Below are 21,564 nucleotides of genomic sequence, written 5' to 3'. Positions count from 1 at the left end.
TCGGATCACGCTTTGGGCGCTTTGGTCACGAGCACGGGCACCGTGCAGTGGCGCAGCACGCCTTCCGCGACGCTGCCGAGCACCAGACGCGTGAGGCCCCCGCGTCCGTGACTGCCGATAACGATCAGGTCGATTCCGGCGCCGACAACCGCGTTGACGATGCACGGCACGCAGTCGCCTTCGATGAGTTGCGACCTCGCTTTGACGCCTGCTCCCTGCGCTTTGCCCTCCGCGCTCTTGAGCATGTCCTTGCCGGCGGCGCGCATCGCGTCGATGGCGGGCGCCGGATCCGAGTAGCCCTGCCCCGGCATCACCGAGGCGAGGATCTTGTCGGTCTCGACGACGTTGACGAACATCACCGAGGCCTTTTGGTCGGTCGCAAGCGCGATCGCCAGCGCGCACGCCGCGTCCGACGGCTCAGACCCGTCGATGGGGACGAGCAATGAGGTGAAGACTGACATGATCTCGATCTCCTCTCGCGCGCGTCCGTGGCGCGCTCTCTCTACACTTGCGGTGCGGCTTGCGCCACGGCGAGCGCGCAATCGCGGGCCATGGCCCACGTCTCGCGCGCGCGCACGACGAAGATGCGGACCCGCGACGATGCGCGTGCGACATCGCAGTCGGGTCGCGCCGCGGCGTCTTTCTCCTCATCAAGGTCGATGCCCAGGAATTCGAGCCCCGTGCAGACGGCGCGCCGCACCTCGTGCGCGTGCTCGCCGATGCCGCCGGTGAAGACGATCGCATCGAGCCCGCCCAGGCTCGCCGCCATCGCGCCGATCCCGGCGCGCACGCGATGGACGAAGACGTCGAACGCGAGGCTCGCGTGCGGATGGCCGGCCGCGACGGCTTCGAGCAGCTCGCGCATATCGCCGGAAAGACCTGAAATGCCCTTCAAGCCCGACTCTTCGTTGAGCACGCGCGCGAGCTCCCGCGCGGTGTAGCGCCCGCGTTCCATCAGGTACAGCATCACGCCCGGGTCGAGGCTGCCCGAGCGCTGGCCCATGACGAGCCCCTCCATCGGGGTCCAGCCCATCGTCGTGTCGACGCTGGTGCCCGCGGACGTCGCAGCAAGCGAACATCCGTTGCCGAGATGGCAGGTGACGACCTTGAGCGCGCGCAGCGGCACATCGGCGAGTTGGGCCGCGCGCTGTGCCGCATAGCCATGGCTGACGCCGTGGAAGCCTAGCCGGCGGATGCCCCACACCTTATACCACGACGCGGGCACGCCATAGGTCGAAGCGGCAAGCGGCATGTCCGCGTGATATGCCGAGTCGCTGATGATGAATTGCTCGACGCCGGGGAATGCTTCGTCGACCGCTTCGATGCCGGCCAACGCGATGGCGTTGTGCTCGGGTGCGAGAGGCAGCGCCGACGCGATCGCACGGCGCACCGCGCTCGACACGCGCGCGGGCGAGCGCTCGAACTGGCCGGTGTGCACGATGCGATGAACGACGTGTTGCACCGCGGGTGGTTCGGGCGGCGCGCTCGCCTGCATCGCGCGCAGAAGTCGCGCCGGAGCCTCGAGCGCATTGTGCAACGAGGCCTGGCTCTCGGCGCTGCGCGCGTCGTTCCAGCGCGAGCTGATGCCGGCGCTGCCGGGCAGCCTGCGCCATGAAATCGCGCCCTCCCAGCGCGCCGGCTGCGGGTCGCGCGGCACCGCAGCGCCGAACTCGAACAGCGCCGCCTTGAAGCTGCTCGATCCCGCGTCGCACGCCAGATATGCCGCCGCCGCCGTCAGCCCGACGGCGTCATGCCGGCGCGGCATCGGTCCAGCGCCAATCGGCGATCTCGGGCATATCGACGCCGTGCTCGACGACATATTCCTTGTGCGCGGCGAGGCGGTCGTTGAAGAAGTCGGCGGCGCGCGCGGCTGCGGGACTGGACAGCTGAGCGCAGGCGATCGCGTCGAGCGCCAAGTGATAGCGGCTCATCCGGTTGCGAACGACCATGTCGAACGGCGTGGTGGTCGAGCCCTCTTCTATGTAGCCGCGTACGTGGAAACGCGCGGGGTCTGGCCGCCGATGGAGGAGCTCGTGGACGACGCGCGGGTATCCGTGGAAGGCGAACACGATCGGGAGCGCCGGTCCATACGCGCGCTCGAACGCGGCATCGTCCATGCCATGCGGATGTTCCGCGCGCGTCTCCAATGAGAACAAATCGATGATGTTGACGACGCGCGCGCGCAGCTCGGGCACATGACGGCGCAGCAGCCATACAGCCGCCATCGTCTCGAGCGTGGGCACGTCGCCCGCCGCGGCCAGGACCACCTGCGGATCGCCGCTGTGGTCGCTCGCCCATTCCCAGACCGACGCGCCGCGCGCGAGGTGCTCCTTGGCCTCATCCATCGACAGCCACACCGGCGCATCGTTCTTCGACGCGATGATGAGGTTGATGAAGTTGCGGCTGCGCAGGCAACGATCCGCGGCCACCACGAGGCAGTTGGCGTCCGGCGGCAGGTAGGCGCGCACGACAGCGGCCTTCTTGCTGACGAGATTGTCGATGAAGCCGGGCCCTTGATGCGAATACCCGTTGTGGTCTTGGCGCCACGCATGCGAGGTCAGCAAGATGTTGAGCGATGGCACGGGGCGGCGCCAGGCGATCTCACCTGCGGTCTTAAGCCACTTGGCGTGTTGCGCGACCATCGAATCGCAGATGGTCGCGAAGGCCTCGTAGCACGCGAACATCCCATGGCGCCCGGACAGCGTGTAGCCTTCCAGCCAACCCTCGCATGTGGTCTCGCTCAAGATCTCCAGCACGCGCCCATCGCGCGAGAGGAGCTCGTCAGACTCGACCAGCGGCCACATGAAGGCGCGGTCGGTGGCTTCGAAGACCGCCTGCAGCTTGTTGGACATCGTCTCATCCGGGCACGTCAAGCGGAAATTGCGCGCCTCGTGATTGAGCCGGAAGGTCTCGCGCAGGTAGGATCCCAGCATTTGCGTGGCCGACGCCTGCGGCGCGCCGCGCGCGTTCACGTCGACGGCGTGTGCGTCCGGATTGGGCAGCCGCAAGGCCGGCGCGTCAGCAGGGCCGCCGTTCGCGAACTCGTTCGCGCCCATGCACAGGTTGGCCGATGGGACCGCGGTCTGCAGATCGCTGTCCGGCGCGCCGCGCTCGTCGAACAGCTCCTGCGGCCGGTAGCTGCGCAGCCACGCCTCAAGCGCGCGCAGGTGCGCCGGTTTTTCGCGCGGATCCGGGATCGGCAGCTGGTGGGCGTGGAACGTGCCCTCGATCAGATGGCCGTCGAGCTCGTGCGGACCGGTCCACCCCTTGGGCGTACGCAGCACGATGAGCGGCCAGGCCGGCGGCGAAGTCGCCCGCATCTCTCTCGCGTCGGTCTGCAGCGAACGGATGCGCTCGTACGCCCAGTTCATCGCCGCCCACAGCTGCCGGTGCGCGTCGTCAGGATCGCTCGCCGTCACATGGCGCACGTCGTAGCCGCACCCGACGAAATACTGATGCAGCTCGAGGCCGGTCATGCGCGCGAAGATCGATGGCCCCGACAGTTTGTAGCCGTTGAGGTGCAGGATCGGCAGCACCGCGCCGGAGTCCGCTGGATCGAGGAACTTGTTGGATTGCCACGACGCTGCGAGCGGGCCGGTCTCGGCCTCGCCATCGCCGACGACGCAGGCGACGATGAGATCCGGGTTGTCGAAGGCGACGCCAAAGGCATGGCTGAGGCTGTAGCCGAGCTCGCCGCCTTCGTGCAGGGCGCCAGGCGTCATCGCACTGACGTGGCTTGGCAGTCCGCCGGGCCATGAGAAAGCGCGGCTGAGCCGGCACACGCCGTCGTACGTGCGCTCGAACTCCGGGTAGACGCGCGCGAGACTCCCCTCGAGGAATAGATTGGCGTAGATCGCCGGCGCGCCGTGACCAGGCCCGACGACCAGAACGATGCGCGCTCCGGTGTCTTGGATCAGCCGGTTGAGGTGGGCATAGACGAGATTGAGCCCGGGCTGCGTGCCCCAATGGCCCAGCAGCCGCTCCTTGATATGCTCGCGCAGCAGCGGCTCGCGCAGCAAGACGTTGTCTTTGAGATAGAGCTGAATCGCGCCGAGATAGTTCGCCGCCCGCCAATATCGGGCGAGCTGCTCCAACCGCGACGCGCTTGCCCGTTCGAGAAGCGGCATCATGACGACACAATCCTAGCGCAGGCGTCTGTCAACGCGGCGAAAGGGGTGTGAAGCCCCCCTTCACATCGGGGGGTCGTGGTCCGGGACGGCTAGGGAGAGCTTGGGTAGGGCAACTCGCCGGGCAGCCGCACGACGAAGCGGGCGCCGCTGGGTGCGGTCTCATCGAGGCTGATCGAGCCGCCTTGGGCTTCGACGAGTTGTTTGACGACGGAAAGTCCAAGCCCCGAACCGGCATGTGCGCGGGCAGCGGCACCGCGGAATCCGAGCTCGAAGACGCGTTGCGCCTCCGTCTCCGGCACGCCAGGGCCGGTATCGGAGATCGTGACCTGAAGCTCGTCGGCGCGGCGGCGGCAGTCGACGGAGACGCTGCCGCCCTGCGGCGTGAAGCGCACCGCGTTGATCAGCACGTTCTTGACGATCTGGCCGATGCGCGTCGGATCGCCCAAGAAGCGTTGGCACGCCGCGGCTGGATGGGGGCAGCGGAAGACCGACAGCGACACCTGCTTCTCGAGCGCGACCGCTTCTATCGACGCGAATTCGCGCTGCAGCAGATCGCACACGTTGATCTCCGACAGCGTGAGCGCGTGCTCGGCGCGTTTTTCGCTCAACGCCGGGTGCAGCACGCGCAGATCCTTGATCAGCTCTTCGAGGTGGTGCAGCGTCTGCACCACGCTTTCGAGCCGCTGTGCGGTCGGCGGCAGCTTGCCGTCGATGAACGCCTCGAGGTTGGCCTTGGCGACCGAGAGCTGGTTGCGCATCTCGTGGATCAGCTCGGAGAGGCGCTGGTCGTCGCGGTCGATCATGAAAGCTTCGCCATCTTGTATCCGACGCCGAACACGGTGACGACGTAGCGCGGCGTGGCCGGGTCGGCTTCGATCTTGTGGCGCAGATTCGCGACGTGCCGGTCGAGCGTGCGGTCGTAGATCTCCAGCTCGTCGCCCTTGATCTTGTCGAGCAGCTGCGCGCGCGTGAACGTGCGCCCGGGATTGGCGGCGAGCAGCTCGAGGATGCGGAACTCGGTCGGCGTGAGCGCGACGGACGCGCCGCGCACGCGCACCTCGTGCTCCTGGGGATCTATCTCGATATCGCCATTGCGGACGATGGCGGCCGGCTCCGTTTGCGCCTTGCCTTCGGCCGGCGGCGCGTGCACGCGGCGCAAGACCGCCTTGATGCGCGCCACCACTTCGCGCGGGCTGAAGGGCTTGGTGATGTAGTCGTCCGCGCCCAGCTCCAGGCCGACGACGCGGTCGACCTCTTCGCCGCGCGACGTCAGCATGATGATCGGGATCGTCGAGGTGGCCCGGATCTCGCGGAACGCCTCGTAGCCGCTCATGCCCGGAAGCTTGAGATCGAGCAGGATGAGGTCGGGTTTTTCGGTGGCGGCGACGCGCACGGCGCTCGGGCCGTCGTAGGCCTTGTGCACCACAAAGCCCTCGTCGCTGAGATAGCGTTCGAGGATCTCCACGATCTGCGGCTCATCGTCCACCAGGAGCACGGATGTCGTCGGACTCACAACGTTAGATATGCGTCCAACTCCCATGGGTGCACCTGCGTGCGGTAGGACTCCCATTCGGCGAGCTTCGCTTCCCGAAATCGGTGATAGGTATGATCTCCCAAGGTCGAGCGGACCAACGCGTCGGCATCGAGGGCGGCGATGGCCTCTTGCAGCGAAGCCGGCAGTTGTTCGACGCCCAGGCTCGCGCGCTCGTCCTCGCTCAGCTGCGCCAGATTCGTCTCGATCGGATCGCCCGGAACGAGTTTGCGGCGGATGCCGTCCAAGCCGGACTTGAGGATGCACGCGAGCGCCAGATACGGATTGCACGACGGGTCGGGCGAGCGCACTTCGATGCGCACGCCGTCGCGACCGGCGGGCACGCGCACGAGAGAGCTCTTGGCGCGCTGCGACCATTGGACGTACGAGGGCGCGTCGTATCCCGGTACGAGCCGCTTGTACGAGTTGACGGTCGGATCGGTGATCGCGGTGAAGCCGCGGGCGTGCGCGAGCAGCCCGCCGACGCATGCCAGCCCGGTCTCGCTCAAGTGCAACGGATCCGACGGATCGTAGAACGCATTGGCGCCGTCACGCGTCAGGTACTGCGCGATGTGCAGTCCGCTGCCGTCCTGGTTGAGCAGCGGTTTAGGCATGAACGTGGCGTGCAGGCCGTGGCGCGCCGCGACCGTCTTGACGACGACTCGCGCCGTGGCCAGGGCGTCGGCGAGCGACAGCGCGTCCGTGTACGCGAGATCGATCTCGTGCTGGCCGTGTGAGACCTCGTGATGGGTCGCGTCGACGCGGATGCCCATCTCTTCGAGCACGAGGCTGACGTCGCGCCGCGCCATGTCGCCTCGGTCGATGGGGCCGAGATCGAAGTAGGAGCCGCGATCGCTGGTGATCGTCGTCGGCTGGCCGGCGGCGTTAGGTTCGAACAGGAAGAACTCGAGCTCGGCGCTCGCGTGGGCGCCGAATCCCATCTCGGCGGCTTCGTCGACGACGCGGCGCAGCGCGCTGCGCGTGCAGCCCTCGAACGGCGAGCCGTCAGGATTACGCACGTCGCACATGAGACGCGCCTCCAGCGGCGCGCCGGGCATGCCCGGCAATACCGCGAAGGTGGCCGGGTCGGGGGCGAGGCACATATCGGATTCTTCGTGGCGGACGAATCCCTCGATGCACGAGCCGTCGAAGACGACCTTGCCGTCGAGCGCGAGCTCAAGCTCGCGCACCGGGATGGCGACGTTCTTGGTGACGCCGTGGATATCCGAGAACTGGAGGCGCACGAACGCGATGCCCAGCTCTTTGGCGCGGCGCGCGACGTCCTTCTTGCTCACGTCTCTTCGCGCTCCATGAGCCAGATGGCGAGCGCGGCGCGCAAGGACAGCTGGTCTTTCGGCGCGTGCAGATCGACTTTGAGGATCTGCGAGATCTGGTTGAGCCGATAGAAGATCGTGTGGCGGTGGACCGACAGCCGTTCGGCGGCCTCTTTGACGTTCTCGCCGATGTCGAAGTACAGGCGCAGCGTCTTGAGCAGTTCGGTCTTGTGCTTGCGGTCGTATTGGGTCAGCGGCGCGAGCTGCGCTTCGGCGAAACCTAAGAACGCCTCGCGCCCGCCGCCCGCGTGCAGCAGCGCGTAGACGCCGAGATCGGCATAGAGGGTGACTGATCCGCGCCCGTATAGGCGCCGACCGAGCGCCAGCGCGCGCCGGCCCTCTTCGAGCGATTGCGGACCTTCGAGGATGTCGGCGTGATACGCGCCGATGCCACAGCTGACGGAGCGCGCGGCTGCCAACGCGGGCACATCGCGCACCGCATTGGTCGCGGCTTGACGCGCGCGCGATACGTCGGAGGCGTGGCGCATCGGGAACAGCGCGACGACTTGGCCGGACGTGGGCGCGAGCGGGCATACGCCGTCCGCCGGCGCGAGCGCTTGCGCGACCGCGTCGCGCGCGACGCCCGGGGGTGCGCCCTCGACGTCGAACACCGCGCCGAGAAAAGCGGCCGGCAACGCGAGTCCGGCAGCGGCTGCATCTTCTTTGAGGGAGGCCGGATCGCTCCATTCGCCCGCCAGATAGCGTTCCCAGAACGCGCGCCGGGCTTGGGGCCGGCCGGCCCCGCGGCGCGACAGCTCGATGCCCGCCGTGCTGGCGACCAGGCGCACCCCAGCCGCGGCGAGCGCCGCAGGCTTGGTGCGCGAGAACAGCGTCACATAGCCGGCCGGTCCGTCGCCGTCGCCGCCCGCGGACGGCAATGGCGCGCACAGCGCGTGCAGCCCTTGGTCGAGCGCAGCGCGGGCAGTACGTCCGTTCGCGCCTTTCGCAGGCTTGTACCATTGCGCGAACGACGCGGGGACGGTGCCGGTGCCGCGAGATTGCGCCACTGCGAGATTGCGCCACTGATCGTCCTCGATAAGGACGGCGCCATGCGCGGCGTCAGCCAGCGCCTGCGCGAGCGCCTTGAGCCCTCCGCCGCCGGCGACGATTCCCGCCGCGCGTTCTCCGAGCTCGGCGAGCTCCTCTGCGGTCACGTCCGTCAGCCGCCCGGCGCGCTGTGGTGTTTGGAGCGCGACTTGCCGACACGCGGGATCATCTTGCGCAGCCGTTCCGGCAGCAGTACGTCGATCACGTCGTCGACGGTGATGATGCCGCGCATGATGCCGGCGTCGTCGACGACCGGTACGGCGACGAAGTCGTAGCGCGCGATCGTGGTCGCGACCTCTTCGCGCGACGCGTCGACGGCGACGGTGACGACATCGGTGTTCATCACTCCGGTGATGGGCGCATCGGGCGGCGACTTGAGCAGGTCGCGCAGCGAGAGCACGCCCAAGATGTGCTCGTGCTCGTTGAGCACGTAGATATAGTAGACGAGCTCCGCATCTTCGGCCGCGTTGCGGATGTGCTCGAAGGTCTGCGCGACCGTCACGCCGAGCGGCACCGAGAGATACTCGGTCGTCATGATGCCGCCGGCGGTGTCCTCGTCGTGGCCGAGCAGCTCGCGCACGTCCTGCGCCTCTTGCGGCTGCATGAGCCCGAGCAGCTGCTGCTGCACTTCGGGCTCGACTTCGCCCAGCAGATCCGCCGCGTCGTCCGACGACATGTTCTCGATGATGTCGGCGGCGCGATCTGGTTGCAGGTCCTCGAGGATCGAGAGCTGCGTGTCGACGTCGAGCTGCTCGAGCGCTTCGGCCGCGGTGTCCTCGGGCAGAGAGCTGAGCAGCGATGCCTGATCTTTGGTGTTGAGGTCCTCGATGATCGCGGCAAGGTCGGCAGGATGGATGCGTTCGATGCGGTCGTGCGGGAGCCGCAGGCGCACCGCGTCCCCGGGTCCGACGCTCGAAAGCGGCGCAACCGCATCCCACGAGATCAGCGCTTGGCGCAGGCCCGGACGCGAGGCTCGTTCGAGCCAGCGCCGGCCGAGCGCGTGCAGCCCGAGGCGGCGCAGCAGGCCCGCCAGACCGACGTCGACCGCGATGAGCCGCAGGTGTTCGCCGGTCGGCACCAGCTTGAGGTCGTTGACGCGCACGACCTTGCGCCCATCGACGTCGAGTATCTGCTTGTCGAGCAGCTCGCGATTGAGCAGCAGCTCATCGTCCGCCGACGGTGCGTACGCTTTGTCGTGCGGCGCCTGATTGAGGATGATCGCCTTGTCCGACATCGTACGGACGGCGCTAAAAGGCGCGTAGCGGATGATGCCGTCGCGGCATTTGACGTAGATGCCGGTGACGGGCGGAAAGCTCTCGCGGCCGTCGACCACCAGGTCCTGCACGCTGCCGATGGGCATGGAGGAGCCGTCGGTCCACAACTCGATCGATCGCCCGGTAAGCTCGCTGACAAAAGCTTCCTGCAGCTCCAAGAAAGGCGCCCTCCACAGGCCATTGTAAGGGGACGCTCGCGCGCGCGTCAACCTTCAGATGTTATGTAGCGGTCGAATTCATTCGACCGTTGTAGCGGTCGAGTTCATCCGGCCATATGGAGCGGTCGAGTCTATTCGACCGTCCTGGTCTAGGCCTCGCGGATAGACCGGTCGAGCACGGCGACGGCGTGATCGATCTGCTCGCGGTCGACGACGAGCGCGGGAGTGAAGCGGATCGCCGAGAAGCCGCACGGCAAGACCATGAGGCCGTGCACGAAACAACGGCCGACGACGCGGTCGCGGAGATCTGGGTCGGGCGTGCGCGACGCGCGATCGGTGACGAAATCGATCGCCAACATAAGGCCCTTGCCGCGCACGTCGCCGATCGACTCGTGCTGCAGCTGCAGTTCGCGCAGGCGTCCGATGAAGTATTCGCCCAGCTCCGCGGCGCGCTCGACCAGGTGCTCCGATTCGAAGACCTCGAGCGTCGCGCCGGCAGCCGCCAGCGCGATGCCGTTGCCGCCGAAGGTGTTCGAATGGGCGCCCTGGACGCCGAAGTCGAGATCGGCGTCGAGCACTTGCGCCGCCACCGCCACGCCGGAGCCGAGCGCTTTGCCGAGCGACGTGCAGTTGGCGGTCACTCCGTGGTGCTCGATCGCGAACATTTTGCCGGTCTTGCCCATGCCGGCCTGCACTTCGTCGTCGACGTACGGGATGCCGTGGCGCGCCGCGATGTCGCGGACGATCTGGATGAACTCCGGCGGCGGCACGATGTAGCCGCCCTCGCCCTGGATCGGCTCGACGAAGATCGCCGACACCTCGTCCGGCGGGATGAGCTGTTTGAAGTACAGCTCCTCGAGGATGCGCGCGCACCAGATATCGCAGTTCGGATACGACATCTTGTACGGGCAGCGGTAGCACGTGGCGTACGGCAGATGATGCACGTCGGGGATGTTCGAGGTGAAGCGCGCGCGCTGCGCGAGCTTGCTCGCGGTGAGCGAGTTCGCGCCCATCGTGCGGCCGTGGAACGCGCCGATGAAGCCGATGAGGCGCTTGCGCGTCGGGTTGTTCCAGCGCGTCGCCTTGATCGCGGCTTCATTCGCCTCCGTGCCGCTGTTGCACATGAAGACTTTCTTGGCGCCGATGCCCGGCACGAGCGCGGCCAGCCGCTCGACCACGCGCGCTTGCAGCGGCGAATAGAAATCCGGGCTGTTGATGAACAGCCACGATTCCGCTTGCTCGCTGATCGCCTTGACGATCGAAGGATGGCAATGTCCGGTCGCGGTCACCATGCCGCTGGTGAAATCCAGGAACACGTTGCCGTCGACGTCCTCGACCATCAGGCCACGGGCGTGCTTGACGACGATCGGCGCGGTCTTAGTGCCGGTCGTGTCGAGACGCCGCTCGGTACCGACGACTTCCGCGCCGATCGGCCCTGGCAGGTCGTAGGTCGGGATGGTGCGCTTGGTCTCTTTCAGCACTACCCGACATATTTCCACGTGGTGAATGATGAACCTTGTCCGCGCTCGAAGCGGCTCGCATGGCGTGGACCGAACGGCTTACGCTTGCCGAGCGCGCCGCGCGTGAGGCCGGCGAATTGCTCCGGACCAAATTCGGACGCCACCTTCAGATACGCTCGAAGGGCGTTCGTTCGAACTTGGTGACCGATGCCGATACGGAGTCGGAGACGCTCATCCGCGCGATGATCGCGCGCCGTTTTCCGGGCGACGCGGTGCTCGGAGAAGAAGAGGGCCAGAGCGGTTCGAGCGGCGAGCGCTGGATCATCGATCCGCTCGACGGCACGACCAATTTCACGCACGGCTATCCGTGTTTCGCCGTCTCGATCGCATTCGAGGTGGATGGCGTGGTCGTCGTCGGCGTCGTGTACGACCCGCTGCGCGACGAGCTGTTCGTCGCCGAGCGCGGCAAGGGTGCGCGCTGCAACGGCGCCGACATCTCGGTCTCGAAAGTCGCCGAGCTGCGCGACGGTCTGCTGGTCACCGGGTTTGCCCCGTTCTCGGGCGGAGAGCCGCCCAACCTCGCGTTGTTTCGCGAGTTCACGCAGCGCGCGCAAGCCTTGCGCCGCGACGGGTCGGCGGCGCTCGATCTGTGCTACGTCGCGGCCGGCCGGTTCGACGGTTTCTGGGAGTCTGATCTTCATCCATGGGATGTGGCCGCCGGTGCGCTGATCGTGGAGCAAGCGGGCGGCAGCGTCAGCGACTATCGCGGTACGCCGTTCAGACTCGATGGCCGGCCGATCGTGGCGAGCAACGGCGCGATCCACGACGACATGATCGCCGTGCTCAAGGACATGGCGTGATGGAGCGGTCGAATTCATTCGACCGTCCCCAGGCGTGCGCGACCTGGCGCGAGGCGTTCGATCTCGGGCCGCAAGAACACATCGCGCTCGTCGGCGGCGGGGGAAAGACGACGACGTTGTGGTCGCTCGGGCACGAACTTGGGGCGCTGGGACCGACGATCGTGACGACGACGACCAAAGCCGGTGCGCCGCCCGATGACGTGCCGCTGGTGGCTTGGGAGCGCGCGCTGCCCGACCGGTCGCTGCACGAGATCGTGGCCGCTGCGTTCGCGCGCGGTCCGCTGATCGCGGTCGGGTCGGGCGTGCGCGACGGGCGCTTGCGCGCGGTCACGCCCGAGATAGCCGACGAGTTGTTCTTCCGCTGCGGCGCGCGCTACGTCGTCAACGAGGCGGACGGCGCGCGCATGAAACCGTTCAAAGCCCCCGCCGAGCACGAACCGGTGTTGGCGTCGACGACGACGTTGATGGTCGTGGTGGTGGGGATCGACGCGCTCGGCGCGCCGATCGACGACGAGCATCTTCACCGCCCCGAGCGGATCATCGCGCTGAGCGGGGCGAACGCCGGGCAGGCGCTCGAAGCGGCGCACGTCGCGGCGGTCGTGCGCGAATATGAGGCGCGCTGCGAGGACGTCGACGAGGCCGCCCGCTTCGCAGTGCTTATCAATAAGGTAGAGAGCGGACCGGACGATCCCCGGGTGGCGGCGCTGGCGGCACAGCTGCGCGACGTCGAACTGAGCACACTGGTGGCCGCGTCACAAGCCGGGACGACGCGGCGCTGGAGGCTGCGCTGACACCGCGCATCGGCTGCGTCGTTCTCGCGGCGGGCGCGGGCCGCCGATTCGGCGGCGGCAAGCTGCGCGCGCGCTTGCACGGCACGCCGCTGCTGCAAGCGGCGATCGACGCAGCGTGCGGCTCGGGCGCATTGGCGTGCACGCTCGTCGTCGGCGCTGACGCGGCCCACGTCCTGGCCGCGGTGGACACGCGACGCTGCCGCGTGGCCATCAATCCGAAGTGGAAGACCGGGTTGGCGTCGTCGCTCCGCTGCGGTCTGCGCGCGCACGCCGGCGACGACGCGTGTATCATCATGCTCGGCGATCAGCCCCTGGTCACGTCAGCAGACTTGGATCATCTCATCGCCGTATGGAGCGGTCGAATTTATTCGACCGCCTCGACCCGTCGCGGCGCGGCTCCGATCGTCGCGCTGCGCGCCGGCGACGTCTGGGGCGCGCCGGTGCTGTTCCCGCGCCGCGATTTCGCGGCGCTCTTGCGCCTGACGGGCGACGCCGGCGCCAAGCGTCACGCCGCACAGCACCGCGATCGGCTCGCGTTCGTGGACGCGCGCGACGCGCGCGCGTTTGAGGACGTGGACACACCTGAGGACCTTACGCGTCTGAACGGACGCGGAACTCGACGAACTCGCCGCTAGCCGACGCTTTGGTCTCGTCGACCTCGCGCACGTTGGCGCCGGACGGCCCATGCTGGCACCACGAGCGGAACACCGAAAGCGAATCTGCGCTGCCCTCGGCGATGACTTCGATGCTGCCGTCGTGGCGATTGCGGATCCAGCCGGTCAGTCCGAGATCGCGCGCCTGCTCGACCGCGCTCGCCCGGTAGAAGACGCCTTGCACCCGCCCGCGGATGCGCAGATGCACCCGGGGCATCAGGAGGGAGTGGGATTCGAACCCACGAGACCTTTCGGCCTAACAGCTTTCAAGGCTGCCGCATTCAACCGCTCTGCCACCCCTCCGCTCCTCACCCATCAGCGCCGGACATCCGAAGACGGAACGCCACCCCGCATTCTGCCCGCGCTTGCGACTCGCCTACGCGGGGCCGGACCTCACGTCTTGTCGGCGGGTTTGAACGCGAGCGCAAGCGAGTTGATGCAATAACGTTGTCCGGTCGGCCTAGGGCCGTCATCGAAGACGTGGCCCAGATGCGAACCGCAGCGCTTGCAGCGCACCTCGACGCGATGCATCCCGTGGCTGTCATCGTCGATCAGCGTGACGTTGGCAGTGTTCGCCGGCTCGGTGAAGCTCGGCCAGCCGCTGCCCGAATCGAATTTCGTGCCCGAGGCGAACAGCTCGTTGCCGCACGCGGCACACTCGTACACGCCGCTGGCCTTGTTGTGCAGCAGCGCGCCGGTGAACGGCCGCTCGGTTCCCGACCGGCGCAGCACCTCGAACTGCTCGGGCGTAAGCTCCCGTTGCCACTCCTCGTCGGTCTTCTTAATGTCTTCCATTAGGTTCTCCAATCTGGCGCTCATTCTGGCGCGCTCGGCGTGTCCTATAACTAAAGGTAGCATGAGTAGGCGATCGCGAGGGTTCACGCTCATCGAACTGATGGTGGTGATCGCCATTCTGGCGATCCTCGCAGCCATCCTCATACCGAACTTCATCCACGCGCGCGTCGAGTCTCAGACGGTCGCGTGTGAGGGCAACCTCAAGCACATCGCGACCGCGCTCGAAGAGTATGCCGTGGACCATAACGGGCAGTATCCCGGGGCCGGCGGCGCGGTCGATGCGAACCTGTTCGGCGGCGCCAACAACCCGTACATGTCCAACACGCCCGCCGATCCCGCCGGCGGCGGATATCGGTACGTCACGCCTGGGAACGGCGTATGCGTGGCCTCGGACGCCTATAAGGTCGTCGACGGCGACATGCATGAGACCGACACGCTCGCGAACCTGCCCGACTACAACGGTGCGACCACCGGCATCCGCTATTGCCAAAGCTCCGGACTGCACGCGGCGCTGATCGGACAGTAGCCTAGCGCTGGCCGGCGACGCCTACGACACCGACGCCGGCGATATATACGACGTACTTGCAACCCTGATCGCACGGCGGGCCGTTGGCCCCGCGCGGCAGCAAGCCCATCGTCGTCGAATCCATCGAACCGTCATCCCACACTTCGTAACTGCCCCCCGACTGCAGCGTCGCCGGGTGATGGTAGTCGTAGGCCCCCGTATTGTCGCCGCCCGGCACGACGGGCAGCTTCGCCAGATAGGTCGGCACCAATTGCGGCAGGTTGTCGGGATACGTGCCGTTGTGGTCCACGGCGTATCGTTCGAGCGCGGCGGCGATAGTCTTGAGATTGTTCTCGTCGGCGACGAGCGTGCTCTCGGCGCGCGCGTGGATGAAGTTGGGGATAAGGATCGCCGCGACGAGCCCGAACACCGGTAACGCCAAGAAGCACACCGCGGCCACGATCAGCAAGACGATCAGCCACGACGGCATACCTTTGGACGGCGCCGGCGCGCTTTGCAGCCCCGTCGCCGCGCCGCATTTCGGACAGAAGTTGGCGTTCTCGGGCAGCGGGGTGCCGCAATTGGCGCATGGCGTCGTCATGATGGTCTCTTCGTGCAGGTGCGATCGGACAGCCCTGAATCGGTCTTGATGAGCCAGGTGCCGTCGGGTTGCTGCTGCCAGATCGTCAGATAGCGCCCGGTGAGGACGACCGCCGGTTTGCCGGGCGCTTTGAGCGTGAACGAATAGCTTCCCATCTCGTAGCCGATCGAGTCCTCGACGACGAGATCCTCCGTGGTGATCGTGCCCTTGAGCAGGGACGAAGTCGCGAAGGCCTTGGCCTGCGCCGCCTCGATCGCGGCGCGGCCGCGGGTGATCGTGCCGTCGTCGGAGATCGATGCTGCATCGGGAGTGTAGAGCATCGCAAAGGCGTGCGCGTCGCCGTGCTGCCATGTCGAGATATAGGCCGCGTTGCCGGCGTCGATCGCCTTTTGGGCGGCGGCCTTGTGTGCCGCCGCTGCAGCTTGCGCGGCGCTCGGCGGCGCCCCAGTCGGCGCGCTGGCCACGAGCACGGCGGCGAGAATGATCGGGATCATGCGGGCACCTCCGGTTTGCGCGCGGCGATGATGGCGAAACAGGCGCGCAACGAGCGGACGCGGTCGCCGTCGGATTCGATCCTGAAGAACTGGGCGCAGCGCTCCGGAGCTGCGAGCAGCCAGCGTTCCAGCGCGTCGCGCTGGTCTGCCGGCATGCTCGCACGCGCTGTCCAGTCCGCGAAATCGTACGATCCGCGCTCGATCTCTTCCACCAGCTCGACGCGCATGCCCGCGGCCTCGATCCACCCTTGCCATTCCCGTGCGGTGTAGGCGCGCACGTGGCTCTGATCGCGCCACATCTCGAACCGGTTGACGAACTCGTCGAGCTGCGGGTCGTCAGGCGCCATCTGGTCGTCGAGCAAGAAGCGGCCGCCCGGACGCAGCACGCGCGCGACTTCGTGGACGAACGCGACCGGATCGGCGAAGTGATGCGGCGCCACGCGGCAGGTCACGAGATCAAAGCTGGCGTCGTCGAACGGCAGCGCCTCGGCTTGCGCCTGGACGAAGCGCACGTTGCCCACGCCGCGTTTCGCGGCAAGCTCCTGCGCGACTTCGAGCATGCGCGGCGTGAGATCGCTGGCGACGACCTCGGCGACGTGCGGCGCGAAGGCGAGCGCGGTATGGCCGGCGCCAGTCGCGATGTCGAGCACGCGCTCGCGCCCGCCTGGCTGCGCGAGCTCCACCAGCCGGGCCAGGTCGTCGCCGTTTGCATGGCGCGCGCTATCGACGTAGCGCTCCGCGGTCGCGGAGAACTGCGCGCTCGCCTTTGCCTGGATCTCCCGCCTATCCACAGGTTCCAAAACGCATGCTCGTTTGCCGCGCCGCCAGGGAACCACCTTCGCGGTCCCGCGTGACGCGACTAAAATCGCGTTTTTCACTGCGCCCACGAAGGCCGGGCGGGGCCTGGAGCCAAACTACGCGCCCGGCACGCTTTGCATGTTGCAGGCGGCGTGCGCCCGTCTGCGCCGCCGGACGTCGCACCTCGGAGGTAGTTTTCGTGTCGGAAGATCCCACCGCTCCGCAAGCACCAAAAGACCCTGAGGAGATGGGCCGCCGCCGATTCATGGCGCAAGCGACGGTCGCCATCGGCGGCTTCGTCAGCCTGGGCCTGGCGATTCCGCTCGTGACCGCGCTTGTGCCCAGACCGGAGCTGCTCAACGCCAACAAGGGCTGGTCGCCCTTGTCCCCTGACGAGTTCAACGCGCTCAAAGCGAGCATCGATAAGCCCGTCAAGATCCACTTCACGAAGAAGAACGTCGTCGACGGATACCTGGTCAGCGATAACGATTACTACGTCTGGGGCATCCACATGAACGCCGACGAGGAGCGCCAGTTCCGCGAGCAGCGGCCGGATCTGTTCGATCCAGCATCGCGCGGCGACGTGTCGTTCGACGTCGGCGTGCTGGGCTTCGTCGTGTTCAGCTCGGTCTGCCCGCACCTGCAGTGCAAGTTCGATTGGGACGACGGCCTCAAAGCCTTTCTGTGCCCGTGCCACGGTTCGCAGTTCAGCAAGCTCGGCGTGCACATGAAGAAGCCAGACGGCTCGTACATCGGTCCGGCGCCGCGCGGACTCGATCCCGTGCCGTTCCGCACGCAGGACGGAATGGCTGAAGTCGAGTGGGTGAAGTACTTCGCCAATGTGCCTTATCGCATGATCGTCTCGTACTCGTAAGGGAGCGCCGGACATGTTAGCTTGGATCGAACAACGCACCGGTCTGGTCTCGGCGCTCAAGGCGGCCCTCACCGAGGACATACCCGGCGGTGCCAGCTACTGGTACGTCTTCGGCAGCGTGACGCTCATCTTGCTGACGATGCAGATCGTGACCGGTATCTTCCTCACGTTCTACTATGCGCCGTCGTCGGTCACCGCTTGGGAATCGACCAGATTCATCTACGAGCATGTGACGTTCGGCCAGTTCATGATCAGCCTGCACGACTGGGGGGCGTCGGCGATGATCATCCTGGTGACGCTCCACTTGCTGCAAGTCCTGGTGTTCGGGGCCTACAAGCGCCCGCGCGAGATCCAGTGGGTGGTCGGCGTCACGCTGTTCTTCTTCACGCTCATCCTCGGCTTCACCGGATACCTGCTGCCCTGGGATCTCAATGCGTACTACGCGACCCAGGTCGGCATCAATATCGCCGCCACCGTGCCCGTCATCGGTCCGCAGATCGCGAGCTTCCTCAACGACGGTTCGACGCTCGGCACGCTGACCGTCGGCCGCTTCTTCGGCATCCACGTCTGGATGACGCCCGCGTTGCTCGTGGGGCTAGTCGGTCTTCACCTGTTCATCTTCCGGCACAACGGTCCGGCAGGTCCGGCGCAGGACGAGAAGCCGAAGACTGTCGGGTATTTCTATCCCGAGCAGATCTTTATGGATTCTATCATCGCGTTCACCGCGTTCCTGGTCATCGTTGGGCTCGCCATCTTCATGCCGACGCCGCTGCTGCCGAAAGCCGATCCGAACTTTGGCGGCTTCATCCCGGCACCGGCGTGGTATTTCTACTCGCTCTACGGCATCTTGCGGCTCGCGCCCGCGGGCGTCCTCACGCTGGTCGCGACGGTCGTCCTGCCCGGCGTGTTTTCGCTCGTGCTCTTACTGCTGCCGTGGATCGACCGCAATCCGAGCCGGGCGATCGCCAAACGGCCGTTCATGATGGGCGTCACCGCGTTGACGATCATCACGATCGTCGGACTGAGCATGTACTCGGCCAAGGCGATCGATGCGGAGCGCAAAGCAAGTCCAGCTGGTTTGACGCCGGTCGCCGGGCTCGGTGCGATGCCGGCGACGCCGTCACCGTCGCCCGGTGCGAGCGCCGCGGCGGGCCCTGACGGCTCTGCCGTCTACGGCACCAATTGCGCGAGCTGTCACGGCGCGAGCGGCCAAGGCCTTGCCGGCGCGTTTCCGGCGCTGGCCGGCAATCCGGCGGTGACAGGTGATGCCGGCGCCGTCATCGGCATCGTCGCGAACGGCCTGCACGGCCAGATCAAGGTCAACGGCCAGACGTTCAACGGCGCCATGCCCTCGTGGCACGGCAAGCTGACCGATGCGCAGATCGCAGCGGTGATCACCTACATCCGCACGTCGTGGGGCAACAAAGCTTCGCCCGTCACGGAAGCACAGGTCAAGGGGCACAAGTAGCTTCGGAGCGTATCGGCGGCGGCTAGCCGCCGATATGCGACATCTCGACCTTCGGTAGCTGGGCCGTTTCGTTCGTCCGCAGTTCTGAATACCGGTCGTCGCGCGCGCGCCACACACCGCCGATGAAGTCCGCGACCTCGGCATCGCCCGCACCGCCGCGCAGCAGGCCGCGCAGGTCGCGCCCGGCGGCCGCGAAGAGACACGTGTACAGCAGCCCTTCAGATGATAGCCGCGCGCGCGAGCAGTCGCCGCAGAACGGCTGCGTGACCGACGCGATGACGCCGATCTCGCCGGCTCCGTCCCTATACCGATAGCGATTGGCCACCTCGCCGGGATAGTTCGGCGCCAGCGGCTCGAGCGGGAAGACCGCGTCGATCGCGCGCACGACCTCGGCGGCAGGTACGACGTCGTCCAGCCGCCAGCCGTTGGTCGTGCCCACATCCATGTACTCGATGAAGCGCGCGATGTGCCCGCTGCCGCGGAAATGAGCGGCCAGCGGCACGATACCGCCATCGTTGAGGCCGCGCTTGACCACGACGTTGATCTTGATCGGCCCCAATCCGGCTGCCGCAGCCGCATCGATGCCGTCGAGCACGCGCTGCACCGGCACGTCGACGTCGTTCATCGCGCGGAAGACCGCGTCGTCCAACGAATCGAGGCTCACGCTCACGCGCTGTAGTCCCGCGCTCTTGAGCGCGGGCGCCAACTTCGCCAGGAGCGCGCCGTTGGTCGTCAGCGTCAGGTCGCGGATGCCGGGTATCGGCGCGAGCATGGTGATCAGCGTGGGAAGATCGCGGCGCAACAGCGGTTCGCCGCCGGTGAGGCGCAGCTTCTCGACGCCCAGGCCCGCAAAGATGCGCGCAAGGCGGGCGATCTCCTCAAACGTCAACAGCTGGGCGGCGGGCAAGAAATGGAAATCGCGGCCGAAGAACTCCTTCGGCATGCAATAGGTGCAGCGGAAGTTGCAGCGGTCTGTGACGGAGATGCGCAGGTCGCGCAGGGGGCGGGACCTGGTGTCGGTCGTGGCTGTCATGATTTGCGCCGGGGTACGTTCGGCGCACCGCCGCGCGGCTCCGCCAGGCTTGTGCGCGGCGACGCCGAAACCGGACCGGACACGGGAGTCCCCGCGTAGCGCGGACTGAGAGGGCAGGTCGAAACGACCGCCGACCGTTGGAACCTGATCCGGGTCATTCCGGCGAAGGGAGCGATAGATGAGCCTCACCCTCGAACCCCACGCCGTGGCGTCCAGCCACAAGATCTACGCGGACGGACCGCACGGCATCCGCGTTCCGATGCGCCAGATCCACCTGACCGACGGCAGCGATATCCGCGTCTACGACACGAGCGGCCTGCACAGCGATCCCGGCTTGCAAGTCGACGTGCGCGCGGGCCTGCCCAAGCTGCGCGCACCCTGGATCGCCATGCGCGGCGACAGCGAGGAGCTGGCGGGCCCGACGTCCGCGTACCGCCGCGAGCGCGACGCCGATGCGACGCTCGACGCCATCCGCTTCGAGCGCTCCGTCAAACCTCGGCGCGCCAAAGCGGGCGCGAACGTCACGCAGATGCACTACGCGCGCCGCGGCGAGATCACGCCCGAGATGGAGTTCATCGCGCTGCGCGAGGGCGTTGCCGCGGAGTTGGTGCGCGACGAGGTCGCGCGCGGCCGCGCCATCATCCCCGCCAACATCAACCATCCCGAATCCGAGCCCATGATCATCGGGCGCAATTTCCTGGTGAAGATCAACGCCAACATCGGCAACTCCGCCGTCAGCTCGTCGATCGAAGAAGAGGTCGAGAAGATGACCTGGGCGACGCGTTGGGGCGCCGACACCGTCATGGATCTGTCGACCGGCAAGAACATCCACGAGACGCGCGAGTGGATCTTGCGCAACTCGCCGGTGCCGATCGGCACCGTGCCCATCTACCAAGCGCTCGAGAAGGTGCGCGGCAAGGTCGAGGATCTGAGCTGGGAGGTCTATCGCGACACGCTCATCGAGCAGGCCGAGCAAGGCGTCGATTATTTCACCATCCACGCCGGCGTGCTGCTGCGCTACGTGCCGCTGACCGCCAAGCGCGTGACCGGCATCGTGTCGCGCGGCGGCTCGATCATGGCGCAGTGGTGCCTGCTGCACCATCGTGAGAACTTCTTGTACACGCGCTTCGAAGAGATCTGCGAGATCATGAAGGCGTACGACGTCTCATTCTCGCTCGGCGACGGACTGCGTCCGGGCTGCGGCGCGGACGCCAACGACGAGGCGCAGTTCGGCGAGCTCGAGGCCCTTGGCGAGCTGACCAAGATCGCGTGGGCGCACGACGTGCAGGTCATGATCGAAGGCCCGGGCCACGTGCGCATGCATCAGATCAAGGAGAACATGGAGCGCCAGCTCGCGGTCTGCCACGAGGCGCCGTTCTACACGCTCGGCCCGCTGGTCACCGACATCGCGCCCGGTTACGACCACATCACCAGCGCCATCGGTGCCGCGATGATCGGCTGGTACGGCACCGCGATGCTGTGCTACGTCACGCCCAAAGAACATCTCGGCTTGCCCAATAAGAAAGACGTCAAGGATGGCGTCATCGCGTACAAGATCGCAGCGCATGCCGCCGACCTCGCCAAGGGGCACCCGGGCGCGCACGAGTGGGATGACGTGCTTTCCAAAGCGCGTTTCGAGTTCCGTTGGGAGGATCAGTTCGAGCTGTCGCTCGATCCGACCACGGCGCGCGAATTCCACGACGAGACGCTGCCCGCGCAAGCGGCCAAGGTGGCGCACTTCTGTTCGATGTGCGGGCC

Annotated in this window: 22 protein-coding genes, 1 tRNA gene and 1 riboswitch; of the genes, 7 read left to right on the top strand and 16 right to left on the bottom strand. The window is 66.9% G+C overall.

Annotated elements, in window-relative coordinates:
• Positions 1-5: 5 nt before the first annotated feature.
• From VKF82_05860 to VKF82_05820, 9 genes are all read right to left on the bottom strand, one after another.
• Positions 6-461: a universal stress protein gene (locus tag VKF82_05860; GenBank protein HME81583.1), complete on the bottom strand. Its 456-nt coding sequence runs from the start codon at positions 459-461 to the stop codon at positions 6-8.
• Between the two features lie 41 nt (positions 462-502).
• Positions 503-1,765 carry an acetate/propionate family kinase gene (locus VKF82_05855; protein ID HME81582.1) on the bottom strand — a complete coding sequence of 421 codons (1,263 nt, stop codon included), beginning with the start codon at positions 1,763-1,765 and terminating at the stop codon, positions 503-505.
• The gene (locus VKF82_05850) at positions 1,749-4,130 is read right to left on the bottom strand and encodes a phosphoketolase family protein (protein HME81581.1); all 2,382 of its coding nucleotides are present in this window, start codon (positions 4,128-4,130) and stop codon (positions 1,749-1,751) included. Before VKF82_05850 ends, VKF82_05855 begins: the two co-directional genes overlap by 17 nt.
• A gap of 89 nt (positions 4,131-4,219) precedes the next feature.
• On the bottom strand, positions 4,220-4,933 hold the full coding sequence (locus VKF82_05845; GenBank protein HME81580.1) for a HAMP domain-containing sensor histidine kinase: 714 nt from the start codon (positions 4,931-4,933) through the stop codon (positions 4,220-4,222).
• Positions 4,930-5,643 (bottom strand): response regulator transcription factor, encoded by a 714-nt coding sequence (locus VKF82_05840; GenBank protein HME81579.1) that lies wholly within the window; start codon positions 5,641-5,643, stop codon positions 4,930-4,932. Before VKF82_05840 ends, VKF82_05845 begins: the two co-directional genes overlap by 4 nt.
• The gene (glnA, locus tag VKF82_05835) at positions 5,640-6,956 is read right to left on the bottom strand and encodes a type I glutamate--ammonia ligase (protein HME81578.1); all 1,317 of its coding nucleotides are present in this window, start codon (positions 6,954-6,956) and stop codon (positions 5,640-5,642) included. The genes VKF82_05840 and glnA overlap by 4 nt, the downstream gene beginning before the upstream one ends.
• Positions 6,953-8,149, bottom strand: coding sequence for a helix-turn-helix domain-containing protein (locus tag VKF82_05830; protein HME81577.1), 1,197 nt, complete (start codon positions 8,147-8,149; stop codon positions 6,953-6,955). Before VKF82_05830 ends, glnA begins: the two co-directional genes overlap by 4 nt.
• 5 nt (positions 8,150-8,154) lie before the next feature.
• Entirely contained in the window at positions 8,155-9,474 is a 1,320-nt protein-coding gene (locus VKF82_05825) for a CBS domain-containing protein (protein HME81576.1), read from the bottom strand.
• A gap of 149 nt (positions 9,475-9,623) precedes the next feature.
• Positions 9,624-10,955 (bottom strand): aminotransferase class III-fold pyridoxal phosphate-dependent enzyme, encoded by a 1,332-nt coding sequence (locus VKF82_05820; GenBank protein ID HME81575.1) that lies wholly within the window; start codon positions 10,953-10,955, stop codon positions 9,624-9,626.
• Positions 10,956-11,014: 59 nt separating this feature from the next.
• Between VKF82_05820 and VKF82_05815 the strand changes: the two genes are divergently transcribed.
• From VKF82_05815 to VKF82_05805, 3 genes are read left to right on the top strand one after another with little or no spacing between them, the layout of a single operon-like run.
• On the top strand, positions 11,015-11,794 hold the full coding sequence (locus tag VKF82_05815; protein HME81574.1) for an inositol monophosphatase family protein: 780 nt from the start codon (positions 11,015-11,017) through the stop codon (positions 11,792-11,794).
• A complete protein-coding gene (yqeC, locus tag VKF82_05810) occupies positions 11,794-12,585 on the top strand; it encodes a selenium cofactor biosynthesis protein YqeC (protein HME81573.1) in 792 nt (263 codons plus the stop codon). The genes VKF82_05815 and yqeC overlap by 1 nt, the downstream gene beginning before the upstream one ends.
• Positions 12,570-13,220 carry a nucleotidyltransferase family protein gene (locus VKF82_05805; GenBank protein HME81572.1) on the top strand — a complete coding sequence of 217 codons (651 nt, stop codon included), beginning with the start codon at positions 12,570-12,572 and terminating at the stop codon, positions 13,218-13,220. The genes yqeC and VKF82_05805 overlap by 16 nt, the downstream gene beginning before the upstream one ends.
• On the opposite strand, the gene VKF82_05800 is transcribed toward VKF82_05805, so the two are convergent.
• From VKF82_05800 to msrB, 3 genes are all read right to left on the bottom strand, one after another.
• On the bottom strand, positions 13,177-13,455 hold the full coding sequence (locus tag VKF82_05800) for an acylphosphatase (protein HME81571.1): 279 nt from the start codon (positions 13,453-13,455) through the stop codon (positions 13,177-13,179). The genes VKF82_05805 and VKF82_05800 overlap by 44 nt on opposite strands.
• A gap of 1 nt (position 13,456) precedes the next feature.
• Positions 13,457-13,541: transfer RNA gene (locus tag VKF82_05795), tRNA-Ser, on the bottom strand.
• 90 nt (positions 13,542-13,631) lie between these two features.
• Positions 13,632-14,033 carry a peptide-methionine (R)-S-oxide reductase MsrB gene (gene msrB / locus VKF82_05790; protein HME81570.1) on the bottom strand — a complete coding sequence of 134 codons (402 nt, stop codon included), beginning with the start codon at positions 14,031-14,033 and terminating at the stop codon, positions 13,632-13,634.
• Between the two features lie 61 nt (positions 14,034-14,094).
• Between msrB and VKF82_05785 the strand changes: the two genes are divergently transcribed.
• Positions 14,095-14,559 (top strand): prepilin-type N-terminal cleavage/methylation domain-containing protein, encoded by a 465-nt coding sequence (locus VKF82_05785; GenBank protein ID HME81569.1) that lies wholly within the window; start codon positions 14,095-14,097, stop codon positions 14,557-14,559.
• 1 nt (position 14,560) lies between these two features.
• On the opposite strand, the gene VKF82_05780 is transcribed toward VKF82_05785, so the two are convergent.
• Genes VKF82_05780 through VKF82_05770 form a run of 3 tightly spaced genes read right to left on the bottom strand, consistent with a single transcriptional unit; the run spans position 14,561 to position 16,424 of the window.
• Positions 14,561-15,139, bottom strand: coding sequence for a zinc-ribbon domain-containing protein (locus tag VKF82_05780; protein HME81568.1), 579 nt, complete (start codon positions 15,137-15,139; stop codon positions 14,561-14,563).
• Positions 15,136-15,633: a nuclear transport factor 2 family protein gene (locus VKF82_05775; GenBank protein ID HME81567.1), complete on the bottom strand. Its 498-nt coding sequence runs from the start codon at positions 15,631-15,633 to the stop codon at positions 15,136-15,138. The genes VKF82_05780 and VKF82_05775 overlap by 4 nt, the downstream gene beginning before the upstream one ends.
• Entirely contained in the window at positions 15,630-16,424 is a 795-nt protein-coding gene (locus VKF82_05770; protein ID HME81566.1) for a methyltransferase domain-containing protein, read from the bottom strand. The genes VKF82_05775 and VKF82_05770 overlap by 4 nt, the downstream gene beginning before the upstream one ends.
• Before the next feature lie 206 nt (positions 16,425-16,630).
• Here VKF82_05770 and VKF82_05765 point away from each other — a divergent pair, with 206 nt between their 5' ends.
• The gene (locus VKF82_05765) at positions 16,631-17,305 is read left to right on the top strand and encodes a Rieske 2Fe-2S domain-containing protein (protein ID HME81565.1); all 675 of its coding nucleotides are present in this window, start codon (positions 16,631-16,633) and stop codon (positions 17,303-17,305) included.
• A 13-nt stretch (positions 17,306-17,318) separates the two neighbouring features.
• Positions 17,319-18,773, top strand: a complete 1,455-nt coding sequence (locus tag VKF82_05760; protein ID HME81564.1) for a cytochrome b N-terminal domain-containing protein — start codon at positions 17,319-17,321, stop codon at positions 18,771-18,773.
• 22 nt (positions 18,774-18,795) lie between these two features.
• On the opposite strand, the gene moaA is transcribed toward VKF82_05760, so the two are convergent.
• Positions 18,796-19,806 (bottom strand): GTP 3',8-cyclase MoaA, encoded by a 1,011-nt coding sequence (gene moaA, locus VKF82_05755; protein ID HME81563.1) that lies wholly within the window; start codon positions 19,804-19,806, stop codon positions 18,796-18,798.
• Between the two features lie 71 nt (positions 19,807-19,877).
• A riboswitch (TPP riboswitch) is annotated at positions 19,878-19,992 on the top strand.
• Between moaA and thiC the strand changes: the two genes are divergently transcribed.
• Positions 19,985-21,564: phosphomethylpyrimidine synthase ThiC (gene thiC / locus VKF82_05750; GenBank protein HME81562.1), on the top strand; the 1,580-nt coding region annotated here is incomplete at its 3' end. Its footprint overlaps the riboswitch before it by 8 nt.

Source organism: Candidatus Eremiobacteraceae bacterium (genome assembly GCA_035314825.1).
In the GTDB taxonomy this organism is placed as follows: domain Bacteria; phylum Vulcanimicrobiota; class Vulcanimicrobiia; order Eremiobacterales; family Eremiobacteraceae; genus JAFAHD01.
The sequence above is the reverse complement of the archived record's forward strand: the minus strand, read 5'-3'. Positions and strand labels throughout refer to the sequence as shown.